The sequence below is a fragment of the Actinomycetospora callitridis genome (assembly GCF_028737265.1).
Lineage (GTDB): Bacteria > Actinomycetota > Actinomycetes > Mycobacteriales > Pseudonocardiaceae > Actinomycetospora > Actinomycetospora callitridis.
In genome coordinates, this window is the sequence record NZ_JAQZAK010000003.1 from 87,966 (window position 1) to 112,674 (window position 24,709).

The 24,709-nt window shown below is 73.8% G+C and carries 22 protein-coding genes; 6 read left to right on the forward strand and 16 right to left on the reverse strand.

The window, feature by feature from the left end:
* Positions 1-10 precede the first annotated feature (10 nt).
* From hisG to metH, 4 genes are all read right to left on the reverse strand, one after another.
* The gene (gene hisG / locus PH191_RS11820; protein WP_274194807.1) at positions 11-907 is read right to left on the reverse strand and encodes an ATP phosphoribosyltransferase; all 897 of its coding nucleotides are present in this window, start codon (positions 905-907) and stop codon (positions 11-13) included.
* A gap of 31 nt (positions 908-938) precedes the next feature.
* The gene (locus tag PH191_RS11825; RefSeq protein WP_274194808.1) at positions 939-1,202 is read right to left on the reverse strand and encodes a phosphoribosyl-ATP diphosphatase; all 264 of its coding nucleotides are present in this window, start codon (positions 1,200-1,202) and stop codon (positions 939-941) included.
* 197 nt (positions 1,203-1,399) lie between these two features.
* A complete protein-coding gene (locus PH191_RS11830; protein ID WP_274194809.1) occupies positions 1,400-2,107 on the reverse strand; it encodes an HAD family hydrolase in 708 nt (235 codons plus the stop codon).
* A gap of 5 nt (positions 2,108-2,112) precedes the next feature.
* On the reverse strand, positions 2,113-5,664 hold the full coding sequence (gene metH / locus PH191_RS11835) for a methionine synthase (RefSeq protein ID WP_274194810.1): 3,552 nt from the start codon (positions 5,662-5,664) through the stop codon (positions 2,113-2,115).
* A 197-nt stretch (positions 5,665-5,861) separates the two neighbouring features.
* Here metH and PH191_RS11840 point away from each other — a divergent pair, with 197 nt between their 5' ends.
* Together PH191_RS11840 and PH191_RS11845 are read left to right on the forward strand one after the other, a co-directional pair.
* On the forward strand, positions 5,862-6,731 hold the full coding sequence (locus PH191_RS11840; RefSeq protein ID WP_274195278.1) for a PAC2 family protein: 870 nt from the start codon (positions 5,862-5,864) through the stop codon (positions 6,729-6,731).
* Positions 6,728-7,858: an MFS transporter gene (locus tag PH191_RS11845; RefSeq protein ID WP_274194811.1), complete on the forward strand. Its 1,131-nt coding sequence runs from the start codon at positions 6,728-6,730 to the stop codon at positions 7,856-7,858. Before PH191_RS11840 ends, PH191_RS11845 begins: the two co-directional genes overlap by 4 nt.
* A gap of 262 nt (positions 7,859-8,120) precedes the next feature.
* Here PH191_RS11845 and eccB read toward each other — a convergent pair whose 3' ends face one another.
* The 5 genes from eccB to PH191_RS11870 form a co-directional block, all read right to left on the reverse strand.
* A complete protein-coding gene (gene eccB / locus PH191_RS11850) occupies positions 8,121-9,530 on the reverse strand; it encodes a type VII secretion protein EccB (protein WP_274194812.1) in 1,410 nt (469 codons plus the stop codon).
* Between the two features lie 51 nt (positions 9,531-9,581).
* Positions 9,582-9,938, reverse strand: a complete 357-nt coding sequence (locus PH191_RS11855) for a DUF2237 family protein (protein WP_274194813.1) — start codon at positions 9,936-9,938, stop codon at positions 9,582-9,584.
* 18 nt (positions 9,939-9,956) lie between these two features.
* A complete protein-coding gene (gene mshC / locus PH191_RS11860; protein WP_274194814.1) occupies positions 9,957-11,207 on the reverse strand; it encodes a cysteine--1-D-myo-inosityl 2-amino-2-deoxy-alpha-D-glucopyranoside ligase in 1,251 nt (416 codons plus the stop codon).
* 304 nt (positions 11,208-11,511) lie between these two features.
* Positions 11,512-13,512, reverse strand: coding sequence for a vWA domain-containing protein (locus tag PH191_RS11865; protein WP_274194815.1), 2,001 nt, complete (start codon positions 13,510-13,512; stop codon positions 11,512-11,514).
* Positions 13,502-14,929 (reverse strand): ATP-binding protein, encoded by a 1,428-nt coding sequence (locus PH191_RS11870; RefSeq protein WP_274194816.1) that lies wholly within the window; start codon positions 14,927-14,929, stop codon positions 13,502-13,504. The genes PH191_RS11865 and PH191_RS11870 overlap by 11 nt, the downstream gene beginning before the upstream one ends.
* 418 nt (positions 14,930-15,347) lie before the next feature.
* Between PH191_RS11870 and PH191_RS11875 the strand changes: the two genes are divergently transcribed.
* Positions 15,348-16,109 (forward strand): SDR family NAD(P)-dependent oxidoreductase, encoded by a 762-nt coding sequence (locus PH191_RS11875; protein ID WP_274194817.1) that lies wholly within the window; start codon positions 15,348-15,350, stop codon positions 16,107-16,109.
* Positions 16,110-16,145: 36 nt separating this feature from the next.
* Positions 16,146-16,946 (forward strand): enoyl-CoA hydratase/isomerase family protein, encoded by an 801-nt coding sequence (locus PH191_RS11880; protein ID WP_274194818.1) that lies wholly within the window; start codon positions 16,146-16,148, stop codon positions 16,944-16,946.
* Here PH191_RS11880 and PH191_RS11885 read toward each other — a convergent pair.
* The 6 genes from PH191_RS11885 to PH191_RS11910 form a co-directional block, all read right to left on the reverse strand.
* On the reverse strand, positions 16,892-18,181 hold the full coding sequence (locus PH191_RS11885) for an MFS transporter (RefSeq protein WP_274194819.1): 1,290 nt from the start codon (positions 18,179-18,181) through the stop codon (positions 16,892-16,894). The two genes, PH191_RS11880 and PH191_RS11885, sit on opposite strands and share 55 nt — an antisense overlap.
* A gap of 5 nt (positions 18,182-18,186) precedes the next feature.
* Positions 18,187-19,161: an MBL fold metallo-hydrolase gene (locus PH191_RS11890; RefSeq protein WP_274194820.1), complete on the reverse strand. Its 975-nt coding sequence runs from the start codon at positions 19,159-19,161 to the stop codon at positions 18,187-18,189.
* Entirely contained in the window at positions 19,146-19,904 is a 759-nt protein-coding gene (locus PH191_RS11895) for an SCO1664 family protein (protein WP_274195279.1), read from the reverse strand. Before PH191_RS11895 ends, PH191_RS11890 begins: the two co-directional genes overlap by 16 nt.
* 70 nt (positions 19,905-19,974) lie before the next feature.
* Entirely contained in the window at positions 19,975-20,544 is a 570-nt protein-coding gene (locus PH191_RS11900) for a DUF3090 domain-containing protein (protein WP_274194821.1), read from the reverse strand.
* Between the two features lie 73 nt (positions 20,545-20,617).
* Positions 20,618-21,382, reverse strand: coding sequence for a histidine phosphatase family protein (locus PH191_RS11905; RefSeq protein WP_274194822.1), 765 nt, complete (start codon positions 21,380-21,382; stop codon positions 20,618-20,620).
* A gap of 25 nt (positions 21,383-21,407) precedes the next feature.
* Positions 21,408-22,256: an undecaprenyl-diphosphate phosphatase gene (locus tag PH191_RS11910; RefSeq protein ID WP_274195280.1), complete on the reverse strand. Its 849-nt coding sequence runs from the start codon at positions 22,254-22,256 to the stop codon at positions 21,408-21,410.
* 109 nt (positions 22,257-22,365) lie between these two features.
* Here PH191_RS11910 and PH191_RS11915 point away from each other — a divergent pair, with 109 nt between their 5' ends.
* Both PH191_RS11915 and PH191_RS11920 read left to right on the forward strand, forming a co-directional pair.
* Positions 22,366-23,355 (forward strand): aldo/keto reductase, encoded by a 990-nt coding sequence (locus tag PH191_RS11915; RefSeq protein ID WP_274194823.1) that lies wholly within the window; start codon positions 22,366-22,368, stop codon positions 23,353-23,355.
* 90 nt (positions 23,356-23,445) lie between these two features.
* On the forward strand, positions 23,446-23,688 hold the full coding sequence (locus PH191_RS11920) for a DUF5703 family protein (protein WP_274194824.1): 243 nt from the start codon (positions 23,446-23,448) through the stop codon (positions 23,686-23,688).
* A gap of 73 nt (positions 23,689-23,761) precedes the next feature.
* Here the strand turns inward: PH191_RS11920 and PH191_RS11925 are convergent, their stop codons facing one another.
* Positions 23,762-24,709, reverse strand: a complete 948-nt coding sequence (locus PH191_RS11925) for an NADPH:quinone oxidoreductase family protein (protein ID WP_274194825.1) — start codon at positions 24,707-24,709, stop codon at positions 23,762-23,764.

Consider the following 24,709-nt stretch of genomic DNA (forward strand, 5'->3'; position numbering starts at 1 on the left):
TACCCGGGCCTCAGCGCGTGCCGTTCGTGGCGCCGATGGCCCGGCAGGACTGCAGCGACGAGGTCACGATGCCCGTGGCCCCGAGGTCGGCGAGCTCGTCCATGATGTCGTTGACCCGCTTGCGCTCGACCATGGAGCGCACCGCGACGAACTTCTCGTTCGACAGCGGCGCGACGGTGGGCGACTCGATCCCCGGGGTCAGCTCGATCGCCCGTTCCTTGAGGTCGATCGGGCAGTCGTAGTCGAGCATCACGTAGCGGCGGGCGTAGACGACGCCGCGCAGCCGCTCGACGAAGCGGGACTTCGAGCGCTCGATGTCCGCCGTGTCCGGCGCCTGGTCGAACTTCGCGTTGCGGTCGATGATCACGGCCTCGGACTCCGTGATCGGGTCCCCGATCGCCACCAGGCCGTGCTGGGCCAGGGTGCGCCCGGAGCTCACGACGTCGGCGATGGCGTCGGCCACCTGCAGCTCGATCGAGATCTCGACGGCGCCGTCGAGGCGGATGACGTCCTTGGCCGCGATGCGCTGCTGGGCGAGGTTCGCCCGCACCAGCCGGGGATAGGACGTCGCGATCCGCTTGCCCGCGAGGTCCTGCACGGTCCACTCGTTCCGCGCCGGGGCGGCGTAGCGGAACTTCGAGTGCCCGAAGCCGAGCCGCAGCAGCTGGTTCACCGAGGCGCTCGACTCCTCGGTGAGGTCGTGCCCGGTGATGCCGAGGTGGAGCTGGCCCTCGGACACGTAGGTCGCGATGTCCTTGGGGCGCAGGTAGAAGAACGTGACGCCGTTGGCCTCGTCGTGGAGGGTCAGGTCGCGGCTGTCGGTGCGTTGCCGGTAGCCGGCGTCGCGCAGCATCGTCGACGCCTCTTCGGACAGGGACCCCTTGTTGGGTAGGGCGACGCGGAGCACGGCTCCTCCTCCTGACACCTGTGGGTGTCGACTACAGGTGCTTGTAGACCTCGTCGAGCGTGAGACCGCGCCCGAGCATGATCACTTGGACGCGATAGAGCAGCTGGGAGATCTCCTCGGCCAGCTTGTCATCGGTCTCGTACTCGGCGGCGATCCACACTTCACCGGCCTCCTCGAGCACCTTCTTGCCCTGGGCGTGGACCCCGGAGTCCAGCGCTGCGACGGTGCCGGATCCCTCCGGCCGGTCGCGCGCCTTGGTCGTGAGCTCGTCGAAGAGCACGTCGAACGTCTTCACGTCGAGCCATCGTCGCACGGCGTCACGTGGGGTCGCACACCACGGGATTCTCCTCGTACGCCCGGGATGTTCGTCCCTCGCTCGTCCGGGGCGCCGTCCGGGCTCTCCGGCGCGCCGAACGGGCGGTCGGTAGGGAAGCCGATCACGGCGCTGGTGCGTTCGGGCACAGGCGCTCTGCCGACCGTGTGACGGAGCGCTCAGCGCGCAACGGCCCGCGTCCGGTGGTCGCTCCCCGACCCGTTCCGCAGGGCGTCGCGGAGGTCGTCGAGGGTCAGCCCGACGAGGCTCTCGCGCAGGACGCGGCGCTCCCCCGCCGGCACGGGCACCTCGGCGGGGACGACGAGCACCGTCGCGCCGGCCGCCACGGCCGAGCGCGTGCCGGTGGGCGAGTCCTCGACGGCCACGCTCGCGCGGGGGTCGACGCCGAGTCTCTCGGTGGCGAGCCGATAGGGCGACGGGTCCGGCTTCGTCGCCGGCACCTCGTCGCCGCACACGGTGACGTCGAAGAACTCCCGGCCGATGGTGTCGAGCGCGACCTCGGTGAGCTCCCGGTAGGTGCTGGTGACCAGCGCCGTGGGGAGCCCCGAGGCCCGCACCATCGCGAGGGCCTCCCGGGCGCCGGGGCGCCACGGGACGCCGCGGCCGAAGACCTCCGCGGTGCGGTCGGTCAGCCAGCGGCCGTCCGTGGCCACGCCGTCGGGGTCGTCCGGGTCGAGGCCGACCTCCGCCCGCACCGCACGCACGGTGCGGGTGAGGCTGGACCCGGTCAGCTCCTCGCGGGTCTCGGCCGACAGCTCGCCGCCGTGGTGCGCGGCGAGCTCCTGGATCGTCACCGACCAGAGGCCCTCGGTGTCGACCAACGTGCCGTCCATGTCCCACAGGACGGCCGCGAGGCTAGCGCCCATGGAGATCAGGCATTGAAGTACTTGGCCTCCGGGTGGTGCACGACGAGCGCGTCCGTGGACTGCTCGGGGTGCAGCTGGTCCTCCTCGGAGAGCTCGACGCCGATGCGGCCCGGCTCGAGGAGGTCCACGATCTTCACGCGGTCCTCGACGTTCGGGCAGGCGCCGTAGCCCAGCGAGTACCGGGCGCCGCGGTAGCCGAGCTTGAAGTACTCCTCGACGTTCTCGGGGTCCGAGTCGGCCATGACCGAGCCGTCGGAGAAGCCGAGCTCCTCACGCACGCGGCGGTGCCAGTACTCGGCGAGCGCCTCGGTGAGCTGCACGCCGAGGCCGTGGACCTCGAGATAGTCGCGGTAGGAGTTCTCCGCGAACAGCGTGTTGGCGAAGTCGGCGATGGGCTGGCCCATCGTCACCAGGTTCATCGGCAGCACGTCGACACCGCCGAGCTCCTTGGCCTCCTCGCGGGTGCGGAAGAAGTCGGCCAGGCACAGGTGGCGGTCCCGCTTCTGGCGCGGGAACGAGAACCGGTGCACCTCCTTGGCGTCCGGGTCCGGCTCGGCGAGCACGATGATGTCCTGGCCCTCCGAGATCGCCGGGAAGTAGCCGGCGACCACGGCGGCGTGGGCGAGGATGCCCTCGGCCTGCAGCCGGTCGAGCCAGTAGCGCATGCGCGGCCGGCCCTCGGTCTCCACCAGCTCCTCGTACGACGGCCCGTCCTCGCTGGCCTTGGAGCCGCGCAGGCCCCACTGCCCGAAGAAGGTCGCGCGCTCGTCGAGCAGGCCGGCGAAGTCCTTGAGCCGGATGCCGCGGACCACGCGGGTGCCCCAGAACGGCGGCTGCGGGACCTCGATGCGCCGGGCGACGTCGGAGTGGTCGGGGATCTCCTCCGGCTCCGCCTCCGCCTCGCGCTTGGCCTGGATGCGCTGTGAGCGCTCGCGGCGCTCCTTGCGCTCGGCCATCTTGGCCGCCTCGGCCTCGGTGCGCTCGGTGTCGCCGCTCATCACGGTGTCCATCAGGCGCAGGCCCTCGAAGGCGTCCTTCGCGTAGCGCACGTCGCCCTGGAAGAGCTCGCCGAGGTCGTTCTCGACGTACGAGCGGGTCAGCGCGGCGCCGCCGAGCAGCACCGGGTACTTCTGCGCGACCCCGCGGTCGTTCATCTCCTGCAGGTTGTCCTTCATGACCACCGTGGACTTCACCAGCAGCCCGGACATCCCGATGGCGTCGACCTTGTTCTCCTCGGCCGCCTCGAGGATGGCGTTGATCGGCTGCTTGATGCCGATGTTGACCACGTCGTAGCCGTTGTTGCTCAGGATGATGTCGACGAGGTTCTTGCCGATGTCGTGGACGTCGCCCTTGACCGTGGCCAGCAGGATCTTGCCCTTGCCGCCGTTGTCGTCGGCCTCCATGAACTGCTCGAGGTGGGCCACCGAGGCCTTCATGACCTCGGCCGAGGCCAGCACGAACGGCAACTGCATCTTGCCGGCGCCGAACAGCTCGCCGACGGTCTTCATGCCGGCCAGCAGCGTCTCGTTGATGATCTCGAGCGGGTCCTTCTCCTCCATGCCCGCGTCGAGGTCGGCCTCCAGGCCGTTGCGGTCGCCGTCGACGATCCGGCGCTCGAGGCGCTCGAACAGCGGCAGGGCCGCGAGCTCCTCGGCACGCGCGTCCTTGGCCGACGAGGCCGAGACGCCCTCGAAGAGGTTCATGAAGTGCTGCAGCGGGTCCGGGGTGTTGCGGGACTCGTCGCGCCGGTCGTAGACGAGGTCGAGCGCGGCGTCGCGCTGCGCGTCGTCGATCTGCGACATCGGCAGGATCTTCGAGGCGTTGAGGATCGCCGAGTCGAGGCCGGCCTCGGTGCACTCGTGGAGGAAGACCGAGTTGAGCACCTGCCGCGCGGCCGGGTTGAGGCCGAACGAGATGTTCGAGAGGCCGAGGGTGGTCTGGACCTCGGGGTAGCGCTCCTTGAGCTGCTTGATCGCGTTGATCGTCTCGATGCCGTCCCTGCGGACCTCCTCCTGGCCGGTGGAGATCGGGAAGGTCAGGCAGTCGATGATGATGTCCTCGACCCGCATGCCCCAGTTCTCGGTGAGGTCCTCGATGAGGCGGAACGCCACGCGGGTCTTCCACTCCGCGGTGCGGGCCTGCCCCTCCTCGTCGATGCAGAGGCCGATGACCGCGGCGCCGTGCTCCTTGGCCACCGTCATGATCTTGATGAAGCGCGACTCGGGACCGTCGCCGTCCTCGTAGTTCACCGAGTTGATGGCGCTGCGGCCACCGAGCTGCTCGAGCCCGGTGCGGAGCACGTCGGCCTCGGTGGAGTCGAGCACCACCGGCAGCGTCGAGGCCGTCGAGACCTCGTGGGCCAGGCGGTCCATGTCGGCGTTGCCGTCACGGCCGACGTAGTCGATGCAGAGGTCCATGAAGTGCGCGCCCTCGCGGGTCTGCGCCTTCGCGATCTCCACGCACTGCTCGTAGTCGTCCTCGACCATGGCCTCGCGGAACGCCTTGGAGCCGTTGGCGTTCGAACGCTCGCCGATCATGAGGAAGCCGGTGTCCTGGCGGAACGGCACGGCCTGGTACACCGACGCGAGACCGGGCTCCGGCTTCGGGTCGCGGGCGCCCGGCGTGAGGTCCCGGCACTTCTCGGCCAGCGCCTTGATGTGCGCGTTGGTCGTGCCGCAGCAGCCGCCGACGAGCTGGAGCCCGTAGTCGGTGACGAACGAGGCGCAGTAGTCGGCGAGCTCGTCGGGCTGCAGGGGGTACTCGGGGCCGTTGGCGCCCAGCTCGGGCAGGCCGGCGTTGGGCATCACCGAGACCGGGATGCGGCTCTGGCGGCTCAGGGCGCGCAGGTGCTCGCTCATCTCGGCGGGGCCGGTGGCGCAGTTCAGGCCGATGCCGTCGATGCCGAGGGGCTCGAGGGCCGTGAGCGCCGCGGTGATCTCGGAGCCGACCAGCATCGTGCCGGTGAGCTCGACGGTGACGTGGCAGATGACCGGGATCCGCAGGCCGTACTCGTCCATCGCCCGGTAGGCACCGAGGATGGCCGACTTGGCCTGGAGGAGGTCCTGGCACGTCTCGACGAGCACGGCGTCCGCGCCGCCCTCGAGGGCGCCGAGCACCGACTCCTTGTAGTGGTCGCGCAGCAGCGCGAACGGCGCGTGGCCCAGCGTCGGCAGCTTGGTGCCCGGTCCGTTGGACGCGAACACGAAGCGCGGACGGTCCGTGGTGGCGTACTCGTCGGCGGCCTGTCGGGCGATCTTCGTGCCCTCGCGGGCGAGCTCGCGGAGACGGTCGACGATGTCGTACTCGTTGAGGTTGGCCCAGTTCGTGCCGAAGGTGTTGGTCTCGATGACGTCGGCGCCCGCCTCGAGGTGTCCCTGGTGCACACTGAGGACGGCGTCGGGACGCGAGACGTTCAGGATCTCGTTGCAGCCCTCGAGGTCCTGGAAGTCATCGAGCGAGAGATCCTGGTCCTGCAGTGCGGTGCCCATGGCACCGTCTCCGATGAGCACCCGGGAGTGCAGGGCAGACAGGAATGCAGACTCACTCGAAGTAGTCATCACACGATCGTAACGTGATCGGCGAGCAGTCCCGGACGCACTGCGAGCCTCGTCACGACCCGTAGGCTGTGCGGGTGCCCGAGTCCGACGACCACCTCGACGAGCCCGTGTCCAGCGACGAGGCCGAGGAAACGGAACAGCTCGAGGACCCCGACGACGCGTCGGAAACCGCTCCCATCAGCGACGACGCGCCCGTGATGCTGGCGGCGTTCGAGGGCTGGAACGACGCCGGGGACGCCGCGAGCACGGCCGTGGAGCACCTCGCCCTGCACTGGGACGCCACCGAACTCTCGGCGATCGATCCCGACGAGTACTACGACTTCCAGGTGTCCCGGCCGACCGCGCGGATGGTCGACGGGGTCAGCCGCGCCATCGACTGGCCCACCACCCGGCTCACCCGCTGCCGTCCCCCGGGATCGGCGCAGGACCTCATCCTCGTGCGCGGGATCGAGCCGAACATGCGCTGGCGCGCCTTCTGTGCGGAGATCATCGACCGGGCGCGCGAGCTCGGCGTCGGCACGGTGATCACGCTCGGCGCCCTGCTGGCCGACACGCCCCACACGCGGCCCGTCCCGGTCACCGGCACCTCGTTCGACAAGGCGTCGGCCGCCCGCTACCGGCTGCAGCGCTCGCGGTACCAGGGCCCCACCGGGATCGTCGGGGTCCTCCAGGACGCCTGCGTCCAGGCCGGGATCCCCGCGATCTCGTTCTGGGCCGCCGTGCCGCACTACGTCTCGCAGCCGCCCGCGCCGAAGGCCACGATCGCCCTGCTGCAGCGCGTCGAGGAGGTCCTCGACGTCGAGGTGCCGCTCGGCGGTCTCCCCGAGCAGGCCGAGAAGTGGGAGCGCACGGTCTCGGAGATGGCCGACGAGGACGACGAGGTCCGCGAGTACGTGAAGGCCCTCGAGGAGGCCGGCGACGCCGAGACCGACCTCGAGGAGGCCTCCGGCGAGGAGATCGCGGCCGACTTCGAGCGCTACCTGCGCCGTCGCGGCCCCGGCGGCGACGGCCCCGGCGGCACCGCAGGCGGCCCGCCCGGGCCCGGCAAGGCCCCCTGGGAGCGGTGAGCGCCGCTCCGGCGGCTGAACGCTCCGGGCTCGCCCGGCTGCGGCTGGCCGCGCTCTACGCGGGCGGCTTCCTCGGCCCGTTCGGTGGCGGGGTCACCGCGTCGATGCTGCCCGAGCTGGGCGCCGACCTCGGGCTGTCGCCGTCGGCCGCCTCGGCGTCGCTGACCGCGTACCTGCTCCCCTTCGCGCTGCTCATGCTCGTGTCGGGGACGCTCGGCCAGCGCTGGGGCGCGGCCCGCACCGTGCGCGTCGCCTACGTCGCCTACGTCGTGTTCTCGCTGCTCGGCGCCGTGGCGGGCGAGGGCTGGCTCTTCCTCGCGGCGCGGGCCCTGCAGGGGGCGGCCAACGCGTTCACCACTCCCCTGCTGCTGGCGTCGCTCGCCGCGGCCACGCCGCCGGAGCGTCTCGGGCGCTCGCTCGGCGTCTACGGGTCCCTGCAGGCCGCCGGGATGACGTTCGCGCCGCTGGTCGGTGGGCTCGCCGCGGAGGTCGACTGGCGTCTCGCCTTCGTCGGCGTGGCCGTGGTCGCCGCGCTGCTGGCGGTGGCCGGGCTGCCCGCGGACCCGCCCGCCGACCCCGGCGACCGGCCCCGCCTGCGCGACGCCTGGCGCCCGTCGGTGTTGCGGCTCGGGCTCGTCGCCGGGCTGGCGTGGGGCGCGCTGGGCGGGCTGTCGTTCCTCGTCGCCCTGCGCGTGGAGGACGCCTTCGCTCTCGGCGCCGGGCTCCGGGGCGCGCTGCTCACGGCCTTCGGCGTCGCCGGACTGCTCACCGCGCGCCTCGTCGGGGCCGGCGTGGACCGCCTCGGACCGCGCGTCGTCGTGCGCCTCGGCGCGCTCGCCGCCGCGGTGCTCGTCGCCGCGATCGGCCTGCTGCCGTCGGCGATCGCGGTGGCCGCGGTCTGGGCGCTCGCCGGGGCGGCCGCCCAGCTGGTGCTCGTCGGTGTCAACGCCCTGGTCCTGCGCGGGGGCACCGCCGGCGGGGTGTCGGTGGTGCAGGCCCTGCGCTTCCTCGGTGCCGCCGCCGCGCCCGCGGTGTTCCTCGCGCCCTACCACCTCTCCCCCGTCGCGGCCTTCGGCCTGGCGGGGGTCCTGCTCGCCGGAGCCGCGGCGCTGGTGCCGCGGCGCTGATCCGTCGGGCCGGCTGGACGGTGACGGCGCTCGGGGCGCGACCGACCTCGGCGTGACACTTCGGTTCTCGAAGCGTCGCGCGTGCTCGAGGGCACGTTCGGCAGCCGTTCGAGCCCGTCGGGCCGGCTGGGCGGTGACGGCGCCCGGGGCGCGACCGACCTCGGCGCGACGCTTCGGTTCTCGAAGCGTCGTGTGCGTCGAGGGGCACGTTCGGCAGCCGTTCGAGCGCGTCGACGCTGCGCAACGTGCCCCTCGTGGGCGCTCAGCGCGCCGACTGGGCCGCGACGGCGTCGAGGGTCGGGCCGCGCGGGAGCAGGTCGAGCACCGCGCGGGGGGCCGGGCGGGGCGTACCGAGGCCCAGGGCGGCGGCGCTCGCGGGGTCCGGGACGGCGAACACCCGCCCGCCGGGGTCGACGAGCACGCCGGCAGCAGGATCGGTAGAGGCGGGCGCTCCCGGCGCGACCGGGACGACGTAGGTCCCGCCACCGGCGACCCAGGCGCCGTCGAGCGGGGGCCCGACCAGCGGGGTGGGTTCGACCGGCCCGGGGAACGCGGACGAGGCGAAGACGGCGGCGGCGCCGGAGGCCTCGGCGCGCACGCAGGTGGTGCTGGCCTCGTCGTAGGTGACCAGCCGGGGGGTCGCCGACGGGTAGGCGCGCACGTCGACGACCCCGACCCGCGGGACGGCGGCGAGCCGGCCGGGCGGGACGGCGGCGATCCCGGGGTCGGCGGCCGGGTCGGGGTTGGCGAAGCGGGCGAGCTGGGCGATCACCGCCGGCACCTCCTGCACCCCGGTGGCGGCGACGAGGAAGAAGCGCCCGCCGTCGGGGCTCACGACGGCGCCGACGGGCACGCCGAGCGCGGCGGTGCGGGCGTCGGTGGGCGTGCCCCCGCTGCCGGGGACCTGCACGGGGACGAGCGGCGGGGCCTCGGGCAGCGTGCCGAGCAGGGCCGGGCCGGCGTTCCGGGGGCGCGCACCGGTGAGCTCGAGGCCTCGGACCACGGACCCCAACGACGGGTCGATGCGCGCCCGGCGCCCCTCGGTGACGAGCCAGAACCCGTCGGGGCCGCGCAGCAGCAGCGCCTCGTCGGCCGCGAGCGGGCGCCCGGGCGTCGGGACCCCGCCGAGCGCGACGGTGGTGACCGCCGGGTCGGCGGCGGGGTCGGGCACCGAGGGGTCGAGCGTCGCGCGGTCGCAGATCGCCCAGGCGTCGGGGGCGGGAGCGGCCGGGTCCGGCAGCACCGACGGCGCGCCGGGGATGCCTGCCGGCGCGGTGCGGGGCGCGTCGGCGAGGGCGTCGTCGCGGACCGGCACCGGGGGCCCGCCCACCTCGGTGTTACCGGCCGCCCCGGCGAGCAGGCGCGCAGACGCGAGGTTCAGGGCCGGGACCAGGCGGTCCGGGCCGTGGGCCACGGCGTAGAGCGCCCCGGAGGGCTCGCCGCGCACCACCGACTCGTCGCGCCACCCCTCGTCGCCGCGCACGAGCCCGACCACGGCGAACCCCACGAGCACCAGCACCGCGAGCACCGTGCCCACGAGCAGCGCGCGATTCTGGCGGCGCCCCGGGTCGTGGCGCGGCGTCGGGTCGCGGTCGACCAGCGCGGACTCCAGGCGGCGCACGGCGAAGCGGTGCGCCTGGACCTGGGTCGCGGAGGGCGGTTCCGAGGGCACAGCGGGATGCGTACCGCATGTGAGCGATCCGGGTCGTCGAAACGGCCCAACTCACTCACGTGCGCGGTGCGCCTCCAGCTGGGCGAGGTCGACCCACTCGAGCGTGCGGGCGTGGGTGGCCTCGAGGACGACCGGCGGGGCGGCGCCGCCCTCGAGCGCCTCCTGCCAGCGGCTCGCGCACAGGCACCAGCGGTCGCCCGGTTTCAGCCCCGGGAAGCCGGCGTCGGCGCGGGTCAGGTCGTTGCCGCGCTCCGCGGAGTAGGTCAGGAACTCCTCGGTGACGCGGGCGCACACGGTGTGCACGCCCGCGTCGTCGGGACCGGTCTCGCAACAGCCGTTGCGGTAGAAGCCGGTGACGGGGTCGTGACTGCAGTCGGCGAGCTCGCCGCCGAGGACGTTGCGGGGCATGCGCGGGAGGTACCCGCGTCAGCGCAGCGTGACCCCGAGCAGGGCGTCGGCGGTGTCGGCGAGGCGCGTCGGCCCGTCGGCGGTCCACCCCTCGCCGCCGCGGCGCAGCAGCACCTCGTCGGCCCAGGCGTCGATCGCCGCGAGCGCCCCGGGCGTGTCGAGGTCGTCCGCGAGGTGCGCGCGCACCCGGGCGATCGTGTCCTCGGGGTCGGGCCCGGTCGGCGCCGCGACCGCGTCGCGCCAGCGGTGCAGCCGCGCCTGGCCGCCGGTCAGCAGGTCCGCGGTCCAGGACCGGTCGGTGCGCCAGTGCCCGCTCATCAGGGCCAGGCGCACGGCCAGGGGGTCGACGCGGTCGGCCCGCAGGCGGGAGACGAAGACGAGGTTGCCCTTGGACTTCGACATCTTCTCGCCGTCGAGCCCGATCATCCCGGCGTGGCAGTAGTGCCGGGCCAGCGGGTGCGCGCCGGTGAGGGCCTCGGCGTGCGCCGAGCCGTACTCGTGGTGCGGGAAGGCGAGGTCCGAGCCGCCGCCCTGGACGTCGTACTGGTCGCCGAGACGGTTCAGGGCGATGGCCGCGCACTCGACGTGCCAGCCGGGGCGTCCCTCGCCGAGGTCGGAGGTCCACGACGGCTCGCCCTCGCGGGCCATGCGCCACAGGAGCGCGTCGAGCGGGTCCCGCTTGCCCCGGCGGTCGGGGTCGCCGCCGCGCTGCGGGAACACCTCGCGCATCCGTGCCTCGTCGTAGCGCGAGACGTAGCCGAAGTCCCGGGTGGCGGTGTGGTCGTGGTAGACGTCCGGGAACTCGGCGTCGTCGGCGCGGTAGGCCGCGCCGCTGGCCAGGAGCTTGCCCACCAGCTCGCTGATCTCGTCCATGGCCTCGACGGCCCCGATGAAGTCACGGGGCGGGAGGATCCGCAGGGCGGCCATGTCCTCGCGGAACAGCGCCGTCTCGCGCATCCCGAGCACGACCCAGTCGTCCTTGTCCCGCTCGGCCCGCTCGAGCAGCGGGTCGTCGATGTCGGTGACGTTCTGGACGTAGTGCACGTCGTGGCCCGCGTCGAGCCACAGGCGGTGGATCAGGTCGAACGCCAGGTAGGTCGCCGCGTGGCCGAGGTGCGTCGCGTCGTAGGGCGTGATGCCGCAGACGTACATCCGGGCCGTGGCCCCCGGCGTGGTGGGTCGGATGTCCCCACCCGCCGTGTCGTGCAACCTCAGCGGGGGCGGGCTGCCGGGCACCCGCGGGACGTCGACCGATGACCACGCTCGCATGCCCCCGAGCCTAAGCCCGTCGCAGCGGTGCCCGCCCCGACTCGTGGCGAACCGCTCGCGCCTGCGGTGCGAACACCGTGGTGGACCCCGGCCGGGTCGAGTCAGCAGGACGTCGTGGGCGAGCACTCCGCCCTGCACGGGATGACGGACCCGGCCGGGGTGGCCAGGAGTCGCGGGGGGGGATCGACTCCAGCCACGATCGAGCGTAACCGCTTTCCCTCGCGGTGGCGCCCTGTGGTCGAGGCGGGGTCAATCGGACACCAGGCGTTGGGCCGTGTGGTGGATGGGCCCCGCGCCCGATGCCTCAGCGTCGTCGGCGACTCGCCAGGTAGTCGCTGACCACCGCGGCCCCGAGACCGTCCAGGTCCGGATTGACGACCCGCCCGCCCGCACGCCGGGCGACGAGGTCGACGAACGCCTCCAGGCGCGGGTCCTCCCCGAGCATGAACACGGTCATCGCCGCGTGCAGGCGCGCCAGCGCGTCGACCTCGTTGAGCGTCGCGCGCAGCGTCTCCGGGCTCGGGGGGTAGTCGAACGCCGCGTGCCCGTCCGGCTCGAGGTGCGCGGTCGGCTCGCCGTCGGTGACGACGAGGACCACCGGCGCTGCGTCGATGTTCTTGCGCAGGTGACGGCCCGCGAGCAGCAGCGCGTGGTGCAGGTTCGTGCCCTGCTCCCAGGCGCCCTCCAGCGCGGTCAGCTCCCCGAGCTCGACCTCCTTGGCGTGCCGGCCGAACGTGATGAGCTGCAGCGCGTCGCCCCGGAACCGCGTGGACACCAGGTGGTGCAGGGCCAGCGCCGTGCGCTTCATCGGCACCCAGCGCCCGTCGGCGACCATCGACCACGAGGTGTCGACGCACAGCGCCACCGCGGCCCGGGTGCGCTGCTCGGTCTCGACGATCTCCACGTCGGAGACGTCGAGGTCGCGCACATCGCCGCCGGCCTTGCGCATCTCCGCGTTCAGCAGCGTGCGCGAGACGTCCCAGCGTTCGGTGTCGCCGAACGACCACGGGCGCGTCGCGCCCGTCGCCTCCCCCGCCGCACCGGATCGCTGGGTCTCCCGCTCGCCGCGACGGGTCGACAGGGAGCCGACGACGTCGCGCAGCGAGGACTGCCCGAGCTGGCGCAGCGCCTTCGGCGAGAGCATCAGCGAGCCGTCGGCGGCGCGCTGGAAGACGCCCTGCTCCTCCAGCTCACGCTGCAGCTCGGCCAGGCGCTGGGCGTCGACGCGGGCCTGCTCGCCGAGGGTCGCCTCGAGGGCCTCGAGGTCGATGTCCTCCATCCGCGCGCCCGGGTAGGACTGCGAGAGCTGCTCGGCCAGGGCGTCCATCTGCCCCAGCTCCTCCATGGCCCGGGTGGCCTCGCCCATGCCCATCGGGTCGTCGCCGCGGAAGCGGCCGCGACCCTGCCAGTCCTCGCCGGGGCGCATGCCCTGGAGCTGCTGGTCCAGCCGGGAGAGCTGCTCGGCCAGCCGCGGGTCGCCGAAGGCCTGCTGCATGAGGCCCTCGAGCTCGGCGCGCTGCTCGGCCGACAGCGAGTTCATCATCCGCTGGGCCGCGGCGGCCCTCTCGGCGAGCAGGTCGATCAGCTCGTCGGTGGTCTGCGGGTTCTCCGGGAAGAACTCGCCGTGCTTTGCCATGAACTCGCCGAACTGCTCGGCGGTGTCCTCGCCGCGACCGTGCGCCTCGAGCAGGTCGTTCAGGTCCGAGATCATCTCGCGGACCCGCTCGACGTCCTCCGGCGTCGCGTTCTCCATGGCCTGCTTCATGCCCTGGAAGCGCTGGTCGAGCGCCTCCCGGCCCAGCAGGTCCTGGATCTGCTCGTAGGCCTGGCGCGCCTCGGCGTTGCGCCAGTCGTAGTCCTGCAGCTCGGCCACGGCCCCCGCGGGTGACGGGGGCAGCGCGTCGAGCTGCATCTCGCGGAACCGGGCGTCGTCGGAGTCCTCGGCCTGCAGGGAGTTCCGCTCGGCCTCGAGCGCCCGCTCGAGCAGCTCGCGGACCTCCTGCAGCGTCCCGTCGAGACGGTGTTCGCGCTGCAGCTTGCTGCGCCGCTCGTTGAGCCGGCGCATGAGGTCGTCGAGACCCTGCTGGTCGCCCAGCCCGCGGCGCATCAGCTCGCGCATCGCCTGCCGCGGCGACGTGCCCTCCATGACGTCGCGGCCGAGCTCGTCCATCGCCGACCGCAGGTCGAACGGCGGCGCCAGGGGGTCCGGCCCGTCGTAGAAGCGGCCGTAGGAGTAGCGCCCGCTGCGCGGGCCGCCCCCTGGGCCGCCCTCTGGGCCGCCGCTCGGGTTCGGGTCAGCCGCCATAGGCCACCGTTCCGTCCTCGGCGTCGTCGTCCTTCGCCAGCTTGCGGGTGAGGTACAGGTGCTCGAGGGCGAGCTCGACGGCGCTGGCCAGGGGCCCGGGGGCCTCCGTGCCGGCGGCGCCGAGGCGCTCCGCGACCGTGTAGACGACCGAGATCGAGGGCAGGGCGTCGACGACGTCCTTGGCGGCGATCCGGTCGCCCGTGACGACCCGCCGGTCGCCCTCCAGGGCCGACACGCCGTCGGCGAGCGGGGTCAGGTCGACCCCGGCGAGGCGGGCGCGGGCGGTCTCGGAGATCGAGCGGCGCAGCAGGTGCGTGAGCAGCTCGGCCTCGCGGCCCTCCTCCCCCGACTCGAACTCGAGCTTGCCGCGCAGCACCGGCGGCACCGCCTCGAGGTCGACGGGACGCGCCACGGCGATGTCCTCGCCGGTGACCGCGGCCCGGCGCAGCGCGGCGGCCGCGACGGTCTCGGCCGCCGCGATCGAGAACCGGGCAGACACGCCGCTGCGCTGGTCGATCGCGCCGGAGCCCCGCAGGTGGCGGGTGAAGCGGGCGAGGACCTCGACGAGGTGGTCGGGCACGTCGGCGACGAGGTGCGCCTCCTGGTGCACGAGCGCGATCTCGCCGGCGATCTCGAGCGGGTAGTGCGTGCGGACCTCGGCCCCGAAGCGGTCCTTGAGCGGGGTGATGATCCGCCCGCGGTTCGTGTAGTCCTCGGGGTTCGCGCTGGCCACGAGCATGATGTCCAGCGGCAGGCGCAGCGTGTAGCCGCGCACCTGGATGTCGCGCTCCTCCATGACGTTGAGCAGCGCGACCTGGATGCGCTCGGCGAGATCGGGCAGTTCGTTGATCGTCACGATGCCGCGGTGCGCGCGCGGCACGAGGCCGTAGTGGATGGTCTCGGGGTCGCCCAGGCTGCGGCCCTCGGCGACCTTGACGGGGTCGACGTCGCCGATGAGGTCGGCGACGGAGGTGTCGGGCGTGGCCAGCTTCTCGGCGTAGCGCTCGGAGCGGTGCCGCCAGGTGATCGGCAGGTCGTCGCCCTCGTCGGCGACGCGGCGACGGCTCGCCGGCGTGATCGGCTCACCGGGGTGCTCGCCGATCTCGGAGCCGGCGATCACCGGCGTCCACTCGTCGAGCAGGGCGACGAGGCTGCGCAGCAGGCGTGTCTTGCCCTGCCCGCGCTCGCCGAGCAGCACCACGTCGTGGCCGGCGAGCACCGCGCGCTCGAACTGAGGGAGCACGGTGCGGTCGAACCCGACGATCCCCGGCCACGGGTCCGCGCCGGCGCGCAGCCGGGCGAGGAGGTTGTCGCGCAGTTCGGTCCGGACGCCCTTGGGCGTGGCCGCCGGGTGGCCGCTGCGCGCGAGCTCACCGGCGGTGGTGGGGAGATCTGCAGGAGCGGAAGGGGTGCTCACCCCTCCACGCTACGTCCGCGACGACGATCCGGCTCCCGTGAGCGGAGATCGCGCGCGGGGCGCGGTGACCCGACGGTGGCCCCTGACGTCCGATCAGCCGGCTGGTTCCGCCCCGGCCTAGCGCCCGGAGCACGCGGCCCCGCCGTGCTCGTCGGCCGCGTCGACGCCGAGCTGCGGCTCATCGCCCACGGGGGCGCCGCCGCCGGGGACGACCTGATCGTCCACGCCCGCCTGACCGGGCAGGGCTGAGCCCCGGAGGGACGGCCTCGGCGGGAGACGCTTCGGTTGTCGAAGCTTCACCACGGAGATGTCGACCTCCCTCGGCCCCGGGAGCTGTCTCGAGGCTCCTGCTTGCGCGCCACGGGGCGCGTCCGCTTCGCTCCGTGCCGCCGTCACGCGAGCGAGGAGAGGCCACCCCATGGGCAGGATGGACGGGAAGATCGCGATCGTGACCGGAGCCGGGCGCGGGATCGGCCGCGGGATCGCCGAGAAGCTCGCCGCCGAGGGCGCCACCGTGGTGGCCACGGACGTCGACGAGGCCACGGCGAACGAGACCGCAGCCGCACTCAGAGAGGGGGCCCTCGGCGGCGATGCGCTCGGCCTGACGTGCGACGTCGCGTCGCGAGAGTCCGTCGAGGTCATGGTCGCCGCCGTCCACGACCGCTTCGGCCGCATCGACGTGCTGGTCAACAACGCGGGCTACGACAAGGTCGGTCCGTTCGTCGACTCCGACCCCGCCGACTGGGACAGGATCATCGGCATCAACCTCTACGGCGTCCTGCACACCTCGAAGGCCGTGCTCCCGATCATGGTGGAGCAGGGCGGCGGGCGGGTGGTCAACCTCGCCTCCGACGCCGGCCGGGTCGGCTCGTCCGGCGAGGCGGTGTACTCGGCGGCCAAGGGCGGGATCATCGCGTTCACCAAGACCACCGCCCGCGAGATGGCCCGCCACCAGGTCGCCGTCAACTGCGTGTGCCCCGGCCCGACCGACACCGCGCTGTTCGCGTCGGTCACCGAGGACAACCCGAAGCTGCGCGACGCACTGGTCAAGGCGATCCCGCTGCGCCGGCTCGCGCAACCCGCCGACCTCGCCAACGCCGTCGCGTTCCTGGCCTCCGACGAGGCCGCGTACATCACCGGCCAGACCCTGTCCGTCAGCGGCGGACTCTCGATGAGCTGACCGCGCCCTTCACCGGACCCACCGAGGAGACCGCCCGTGCCGTTCGAGGACTACCACCAGCTGACGTTCGAGCGCCGCGACCACGGCGTCCTGCTGATCACCATCGACCGCCCGGACAAGTACAACGCGGCCGACGAGGAGCTCCACGGCGAGCTGGCCCGGGTCTGGCGCGACGTGGGCGCCGATGAGCAGACACGCGTCGCCGTGATCACCGGCGCCGGGAAGGCGTTCTCCGCGGGCGGGGACCTCGCGATGGTCGAGCGGATGGCCGGCGACTACGACCGCGTCCAGCACATGCTCCGCGAGATGTCCGACCTGGTCTACAACATCATCGACTGCGACAAGCCGATCGTCTCGGCGATCAACGGCGTCGCCGTCGGGGCCGGGGTGGTCGTCGCGCTGCTCGCCGACATCGCCATCGCCGCCGAGGACGCCAAGCTCGGCGACGGGCACGTCAAGCTCGGCGTCGCGGCCGGCGACCACGCGGCGATCATCTGGCCGCTGCTGGCCGGCATGGCGAAGGCGCGGTACTACCTGCTCACCGGCGAGATGGTCACCGGCGCCGAGGCGGAGCGCCTGGGGATGGTCGCCAAGGCGCTCCCCCGCGACCAGGTGCTCGACGAGGCGCTGCGCGTCGCCGACACCCTGGGCACCGGCTCGCAGCAGGCGATCCGCCTCACCAAGCGCAGCCTCAACAACTGGCTGCGCAGCGCCGGGCCGACCTTCGACCAGTCCGCGGCCTACGAGATGCTCACGTTCCTGGGTCCCGACGTCGTCGAGGGCTACACGGCGCTGCGAGAGAAGCGCGAGCCCCGCTTCCCGTCGGCGGCCGACTGAGGCACCTTCGGCGCGGCCGAACGAGCCGACCGCGCGATCCCCACCAGCGCGACGATCCACACCGGGACCTGCACGAGCATCGCGACGCGGAAGGCCGTGAGGTCGTAGGCGTCCGGGGTCCCGGCGCCCTGCAGGTCGAGGGCGAGGCCGACGCACAGCACCACGGCGATGGTCGAGACGAAGCCGCCGACGTTGACGATCCCGGAGGCCCGCCCGAGCCGTGCGGGCGGGACGGCCGCGCGGGCGAGGTCGAAGGCGACCAGGGATGCCGGGCCCCCGCCGCCGATCACGACGACGAGCCCGACGAGCACGGCCATCGGTGCCGGGCCGGGCCAGGCGAGGACGACGATCCACGCCGTCGCCTGCGCGAGGACGGAGACGACGATCAGCCGGACGCGGCGCTGCGGCCGGCGCCCGGCCAGCACCCCGAACAGCGGGCCGACGACGATGCCCGCGCCGACGTAGAGCGCGAGCAGCCCGCGAGCGGTCCCGCTCGCGACGCCCTCGCCGCCGGTGAGGAACGGGAACCCCCAGAGCAGCCCGAAGACGTTGCCCGGGAACGGGGCGGCCAGGTGGCACCAGAACGCCAGCCGCACCCCGGGCTCGCGCAGCGCCGCCCCCAGCCCGCCCGCGACCGCCGGCGCGGGTGGAGCCGGCCCCGCCGGGCCGTCGCGGACCACGACCAGCACGAGCACGGCGACGAGCACCGAGGTCCCGCCCGCGGCCAGGTACGCGGGCGCCCAGCCCGTGCCGACGACCAGCGCGGCGAGCGGGATCGCCGAGATCACCTGGCCGAGCTGGCCGAGGATGCCCGCGAGCTGGTTGTAGACCGGCACCCGCCGGGCGGGGAACCAGGCGGGGATCAGGCGCAGGACGCTGACGAAGGTCACCGCGTCCCCGGCCCCGACGAGCATCCGCCCGACCACCGCCAGCCAGAACGGCGCGGCGAGCGCGAGCACCACCTGCCCGACCGCGACCAGCACCGCCCCGCCGGCGATCACCCGCCGCGGGCCGACGCGGTCGACGAGCACCCCGGCGGGCACCTGCAGCGCGGCGTAGACCGCGAGCTGCACCACGGCGAGCAGTGAGAGCACGCCCGACGAGACGTCGAAGCGCTCGGCCGCGGTGACGCCGGTGGCGGCCAGCGACGACCGCCCGAGCACCGCGGCGACGTACGCGAGGACCGCGACGCCCCACACCACGAGAGCCCGCCCGGACCGGCGCGGGGGGACCACACCGTTCACAGGACCCGCGTCCCGCCGATCGGGAGGTCCCAGAGGTCCGCGAGGTCACGCCCGGCGCGCACCCACTCGGCGCGCACGAGCTCGCGCGGCTCGGTGACCGGCTCGCCGGAGAGCACGAACGTGCCCCAGTGGACCGGCACCACGTGCCGCGCGCCCAGGTCGCCGGCGGCCCGGACGGCCTCCGCCGGGTCCATGTGCACCCCGCGGAGCAGATGACGGGGCGCGTAGGCGCCGATCGGGAGCACGGCCACGGCGAGGTCGTGGCCGAGGTCGCGGTGCCGGGCCGCGATCCGCGCGGGGAACGGGCCGTAGCCGGTGTCGCCGGCGTGGACCACGCTGCGCCCGCCGGCCCCCGTCACCACCCAGCCGCCCCAGAGCCGGCGGCAGGTGTCGAGCAGGGTGCGCCGCGACCAGTGGTGGGCGGGGACGAACTCGACGGTCACCCCTCCCACCTCCACGCTCTCCCACCAGTCGAGCTCGGTGACGTCGGTGAACCCGAGCCGGGCGAGCAGCGGCCTGCTGCCGCCGCCGGCGAGCATCCGCGTCGAGCGCGGGAGACGGCGCAGGGTCGGCGCGTCGAGGTGGTCGTAGTGGTCGTGGCTCAGCAGCACGGCGTCGACCCGCGGCAGCTCCTCCGGGGTCACCGGCGAGGGCCTCAGGCGGGTGCCCGCGCCCGGGATGCCGCCCGCGAGGACGGGGTCGACCAGCAGCGTGACGCCGTCCACGCGCAGCAGCGTCGAGGCGTGCCCGAGCCACGTCACGGAGATCTCGCCGGGCCCGGCGGGCGGGAGCGGGAGGGCGTCGACGACCGGCACCCCCGACCCGTCGCGCTCGGCCCGGGGCGGGAACGCGCGCACCAGCTCGTAGGCCTGCCGCGGGCTGAGCAGGTCCGACGTGCGGCGGTGGTGGAAGTCGCGCGGCCAGCGCGGGTCCCGGCGGGGCGGGAGAAGCCGGCTCAGAACGCCGGCCACGGGATCGGGGGCCAGCGTCCTCCCGGCGCGGGCAGCTCGTTCGCGTCGAGCAGCTTCGACAGCCGTGAGCGCAGGGCGGAGACCTCGGCGCGGGTCAGGTGCTCGTGCAGGGTGTCGTCGAGTCCCGCCTTGTTGCCCGGGGACAGGGCCTTGCGCAGGCGGCGCAGGCCGTCGACGACGTCGTCGGAGAGCGGCTCGCCCACCCAGCCCCAGAGCACCGTGCGCAGCTTCTCCTCGCGGTGCAGGCAGATGCCGTGGTCGACGCCGTAGACGCCGCCGTCGACGCCGGCGAGCACGTGCCCGCCCTTGCGGTCGGCGTTGTTGACGACGACGTCGAGGGCGGCCATGCGCCGCAGCGCGGGGTCGTCGGCGTGCACGAGCAGCGCCGGATCGCCGGCGGCGTCGCGGGCGCGCAGCACGGTGCGCCAGCCCTGGCCGACCGAACGGGCCGGGACGACGTCGACGAGCTCGCGCTCCTCGTCGGTGTCGATCCAGCGCTGGACCATGCCGGGGCCGAAGGGACCGTCGCGCAGCACCGTCGTCGGCACCACCCCGAACCCGGCCGCCTCGCTGACCAGGTACGTCGCCACCTCGCGACCGGCGAGCGTGCCGTCGGGGAAGTCCCACAGCGGACGCTCGCCGCGGACGGGCTTGTAGACGCAGCGTCCCTCGACGCCGTTGAAGTCGATGACGCACAGCAGCGTGGTGTTCGAGGCCTCCGTGAGACGGCCCTCGACCTCCATCCGCCCGTGGAGCAGCAGCTCCCGGTCGTCGGAGGACGACCCGTTCGTGCCCGTGTCCCCGTTCACGCGCCTACTCGGGGGAGGCGACGCGTCGGTAGCCGTTCTGCCGCGGGCACACGTGGCCCGACGCGTCGAGCGGCTGGGTGCACAGCGGGCACAGACGCCGTCCGGCGCCGACCACGCGCTCGGCGCGCGTGGCGAACGCGCGGGCGCCGGCGGGCGAGAGGAACACGCGCAGCGCGTCGGGGCCCTCGTCAGTGTCGTCGAGGACGACCGACTCGTCGACCTCCTCCTCGGTGACCGCGAGCAGCTCGACGACGACGTTGCGGGACTCGGCGTCCCAGCCCAGCCCCATGGTGCCGACGCGGAACTCCTCCTCCACCGGCACCTCGAGCGGCGAGGTGTCGACCTCGTCCTCGGGCACCGTGACGGGGACGTCCGCGCCGAACCGGCGGGAGACCTCCTCGAGGAGCGTGCCGATCCGCTCCGAGAGCACCGACACCTGCTGCTTCTCGAGCAGCACGCTCACCCGCCGGGCCTGTTCGGTGGCCTGGAGGTAGAAGGAGCGTTCGCCGGGCTGCCCGACGGTGCCGGCGACGAACCGGTCGGGCTGGCGGAAGACGTGGATCACCCTGGGCATGGCTTCTCGATCGTAGGACTCACGGAGGGACGCCGCTGGAGGAGGCGCGGATCCCCTGGCGTCAACGGCGGTCTCATGCTACTCCGGTCGACCCTCCGACGGTGGCCTCCGCGGGCACGGCGGTCTCGGACAGGGGGTCGCCCGAGGCGGCTGCTGTGGGGTCGTCGGCGGCGTCCGACGAGCCATCGGATTCCTCGCTCTCCGGCTTCGGGACCAGCGCGGACAGGTCGCCGCCGGTGTCGTTGACCCGCACGACGAAGGGCCGTGTCGGGGTGTAGCTGATGACGCTCACCGAGCAGGGGTCGACGACGATGCGCTGGAACGAGTCGAGGTGCAGGCCGAGCGCGTCGGCGACCGCGGCCTTGATCACGTCGCCGTGGCTGCACGCCACCCACAGGGCGCGGTCGCCGTGCTCGGCGCCGATGCGCGCGGCCTGCCGGCGGATCGCCGCGACCGCGCGGGCCTGCATCGCGGCGAGGCCCTCCCCGCCGGGGAACACCGCGGCGGACGGGTGGGCCTGGACGACCTTCCAGAGGTCCTCCTTGCCCAGGTCGCCGAGCTTGCGTCCGGTCCAGTCGCCGTAGTCGACCTCGGACAGGTCGTCCTCGACCGTCGCCTCCAGGCCGCGGGCGGCCAGCAGCGGGGCCACCGTCTCCTGGCAGCGCTGCAACGGCGAGGTCACCACGGCGGCCAGGGGCAGCTCGGCGAGCCGGTCGACCAGCTTCTCGGCCTGCGCGCGGCCGTGGTCGTCGAGACCGACGCCGGTGCTGCGACCGGCGAGCACACCCGACACGTTGGCCGTCGACCGGCCGTGCCGCAGAAGGATCACCGTTGTCACGACACGACCGTACGCGGGTGTCCGACTAGGTCGCCGGGACGACCCCGTTGCTCACGGCGAGCAGGACCACCAGCCCGAGCAGCACCCGGTACCAGACGAAGACGTAGATCGTGTGGTTCTCGACGAACCTCAGCAGCCAGGCGATCGAGGCGTAGCCCAGGGCGAACGCGATGATCGTGGCGACGATCATCTGCGGGATGCTCGGGACCACCACGAGGCTGCCCTGCACGTCGGCGGCGGACGGCTCGAGGATGTCGGGGGTCTGGGTCAGCCCGGACGCGAACACCGCGGGCAGCGCCAGCAGGAACGAGAACCGCACGGCGACGGCGCGCTCGAGGCCGAGGAACAGGCCGGCGCTGATCGTGCCGCCCGACCGCGAGACGCCGGGGATCAGCGCCATCGCCTGCGCGCAGCCCATGACGATCCCGTCGCGCAGCGTGAGCTGGTCGGGGCCGCGGCGCTGCCGCGAGTAGCGCTCGGCGGCGGCGAGGACGAGCGCGAACACGATGAGCACGGTGGCGTTGAGGTACAGGTTGCGGGCCGGGCCCTTGATCACGTCCTCGAACGCGAGCCCGAGGACCCCGATCGGGATCGACCCGAGGATCACGTACCAGGCGAGCTTGTAGTCGTAGCCACGCTCGTCCTTGCGGGCGAGGCCCACGAACCAGGCCCTGAGCAGGCGCCAGATGTCGCTGAAGAAGTAGATGAGCACCGCGGTCTCGGTGCCCAGCTGGGTGACCGCGGTGAAGGCCGCGCCGGCGTCGTTGCCGAAGAAGAACGCCGAGGTGATGCGCAGGTGCGCGGACGACGAGACCGGGAGGAACTCCGTCAGTCCCTGCACGATCCCGAGGACCACGGCCTCGAGCCAGCCCATGGGGGCACCCACCTGCACGGGCACGGACGGTAGCCCACGGTCACCCCGTGCCCGCCTCCCCCTCGGGCCCCTCGGAGGTGGTCGTGACGCCTTCGTAAGCTGGCCGACCGTGGAACAGCGACGGCTGGGCACGAGCGGGCTGCGGGTCTCGCGCCTGGCGCTCGGCACGATGAGCTGGGGCCGCGACACCGACGCCGACGAGGCGGGCGCGTCGCTGCTCGCGTTCCTCGACGCCGGCGGCACCATGGTCGACACCGCGGACGTCTACGCGGGCGGCGAGGCCGAGCGGATCCTGGGCGGACTGTTCGACGACGTCATCCCCCGGGGCGAGGTCGTCGTGGCCACCAAGGCCGGGGCCCGGCGCGAGGACGGCCCGTTCGGCGGCGGCGCCTCGCGGGGTGCGCTCCTCACGGCGCTCGACGACTCGCTGGACCGCCTGAACACCGACTACGTCGATCTCTGGCAGCTGCACGCCTGGGACGACGACGTGCCGCTCGAGGAGACCCTCGCCGCCGTCGACGTGGCGCTGACCACGGGACGCGCCCGGTACGCCGGGATCGCGAACTACGCGGGCTGGCAGGTCGCCTCGGCCGCGACACGCCAGGCCCTGACGTCGCTCCCGTTGGTGTCGGTGCAGTCGGAGTACTCGCTGCTGGAGCGGACGGTCGAGGACGAGGTGCTGCCGGCCGCCGGTCACCACGGGCTGGGGCTCCTGCCCTGGGCTCCGCTGGGCCGCGGGGTGCTCACGGGCAAGTACCGCGAGGGCGTTCCCGCCGACTCCCGCGGCGCGTCGGAGCACCTGGCGGGCTATGTCGGGCGGCACCGCACCGAGCGCACCGCGCGCATCGTGCAGGCCGTCGTCACCGCGGCGCACGGGCTGGGCACCTCGCCGCTGGCCGTCGCGCTGGCGTGGGTGCGCGACCGGCCCGGGGTCGTGGCCCCGGTGGTGGGCGCCCGCGACGGGGCCCAGCTGCTGGGCTCGCTGGCCGCCGAGGACCTCGTGCTGCCCCCGGCCATCCGCGGCGCCCTCGACGACGTCAGCTCCCCCACCGCCCCGGACGACGAGACCGACGAGCCCGACACCCCGCCCTGGGAGTGATCCACACCGGCGTCGCGGTACGTGCGCGGAGCGCGATCGGGTGCGTACGGTGGACGTCGCTCGGTCACGTGTCCCGGAGGTGATCAGCTCGTGAACGATGCTGGTGATGAGGGTGGGCTCATCGGGGCGCCCGTGGTGGACGGCGACTGGGAGTACCAGCCCGTCCGCCTCCCCCCGGACATCACGCGCATCTCGGCCACCGTGCAGCTCGGCATCCGTGCCGAGTTCGGCGGCTGGGAGCTCGCCCGCACGCTGCTCTACAGCGACGGGACCCGGAAGGTCTGGCTGCGCCGCAAGGTCTCCCGCGCCCTCCAGGCCGGCCTCGCGACCTGAGGTAGCGGCTTTCCTGGCACCCAGTGCAAGCCCTGCGGCCTCGCTGGCACTGGGTGCGCGGAAATCCGCTTCGTCAACGAGGCGGTAGGAGCACCACGCGCCCGGTGGTCCGGCGCGCCCGGAGCTCGGTGAACGCCGCCGGCAGGTCCTCGAACGCGTACTCGGCGCCGACGAGCGGGTCGATCGCCCGCCGGTCCCAGAGCGCCTCGATCTCCCGCTGCCAGGCCGCCACGAGCTCCGGCGCCCGCTGCTGGTACGCCGCCCAGTGCACGCCGAGCACGCCGTAGTTCTTCACCAGCGCGTGGTTGGTGGGCGCGTCGGCGATCCGCCCGCCGGCGAACCCGATCACCAGCAGGCGCCCCTCGAACGCCACCACGCGGCGCGCCGCGTCGAACAGGTCGCCGCCCACCGGGTCGTAGACCACGTCGGCGCCGCGGGAGTCGGTGAGGTCGCGCACGGCGGTGACCAGGTCGTCGTGACCCACGACCACCTCGTCCGCCCCCAGCGCCCGCACCACCGCCGCCTTGGCCTCGTCGCCCACCTGCGCGATCACCCGGGCCCCGGCGGCGCGACCGAGCTGCACCGCGGCCGCCCCCACCCCGCCCGCGGCGGCCAGGACGAGCAGCGTCTCGCCCGCGTCCAGCGTCGTGCGGTGGTGCAGCGCGCACCAGCCGGTCTGGTACGCCACGAAGAAGCCGGCGGCCTGGGCCGCGCTCATGCCCTCGGGCCACGGCCACGTCGTGCGCAGCACCGCCTCCTCCGCGAAGCCGCCGTGCGGCATCGTCACGGGACCGAACACCCGCCGGCCGTCGTCGGTCACGCCCGCCACCTCGAGGCCGGGCGTGAACGGTGGTGGCACGCGCTCCTGGTACTCGCCGGCGGTGTAGAGGATGTCGGCGAAGTTCAGGGCCGCGGCCGCCACCCGCACGCGCGTCCCGTCCTCCGTCGAGGGGCTCGGGACGTCGGCGATCTCGAGCACCTCGTCGAACGGCCCGTACCGCGGCACCCGCCAGGCGCGCAC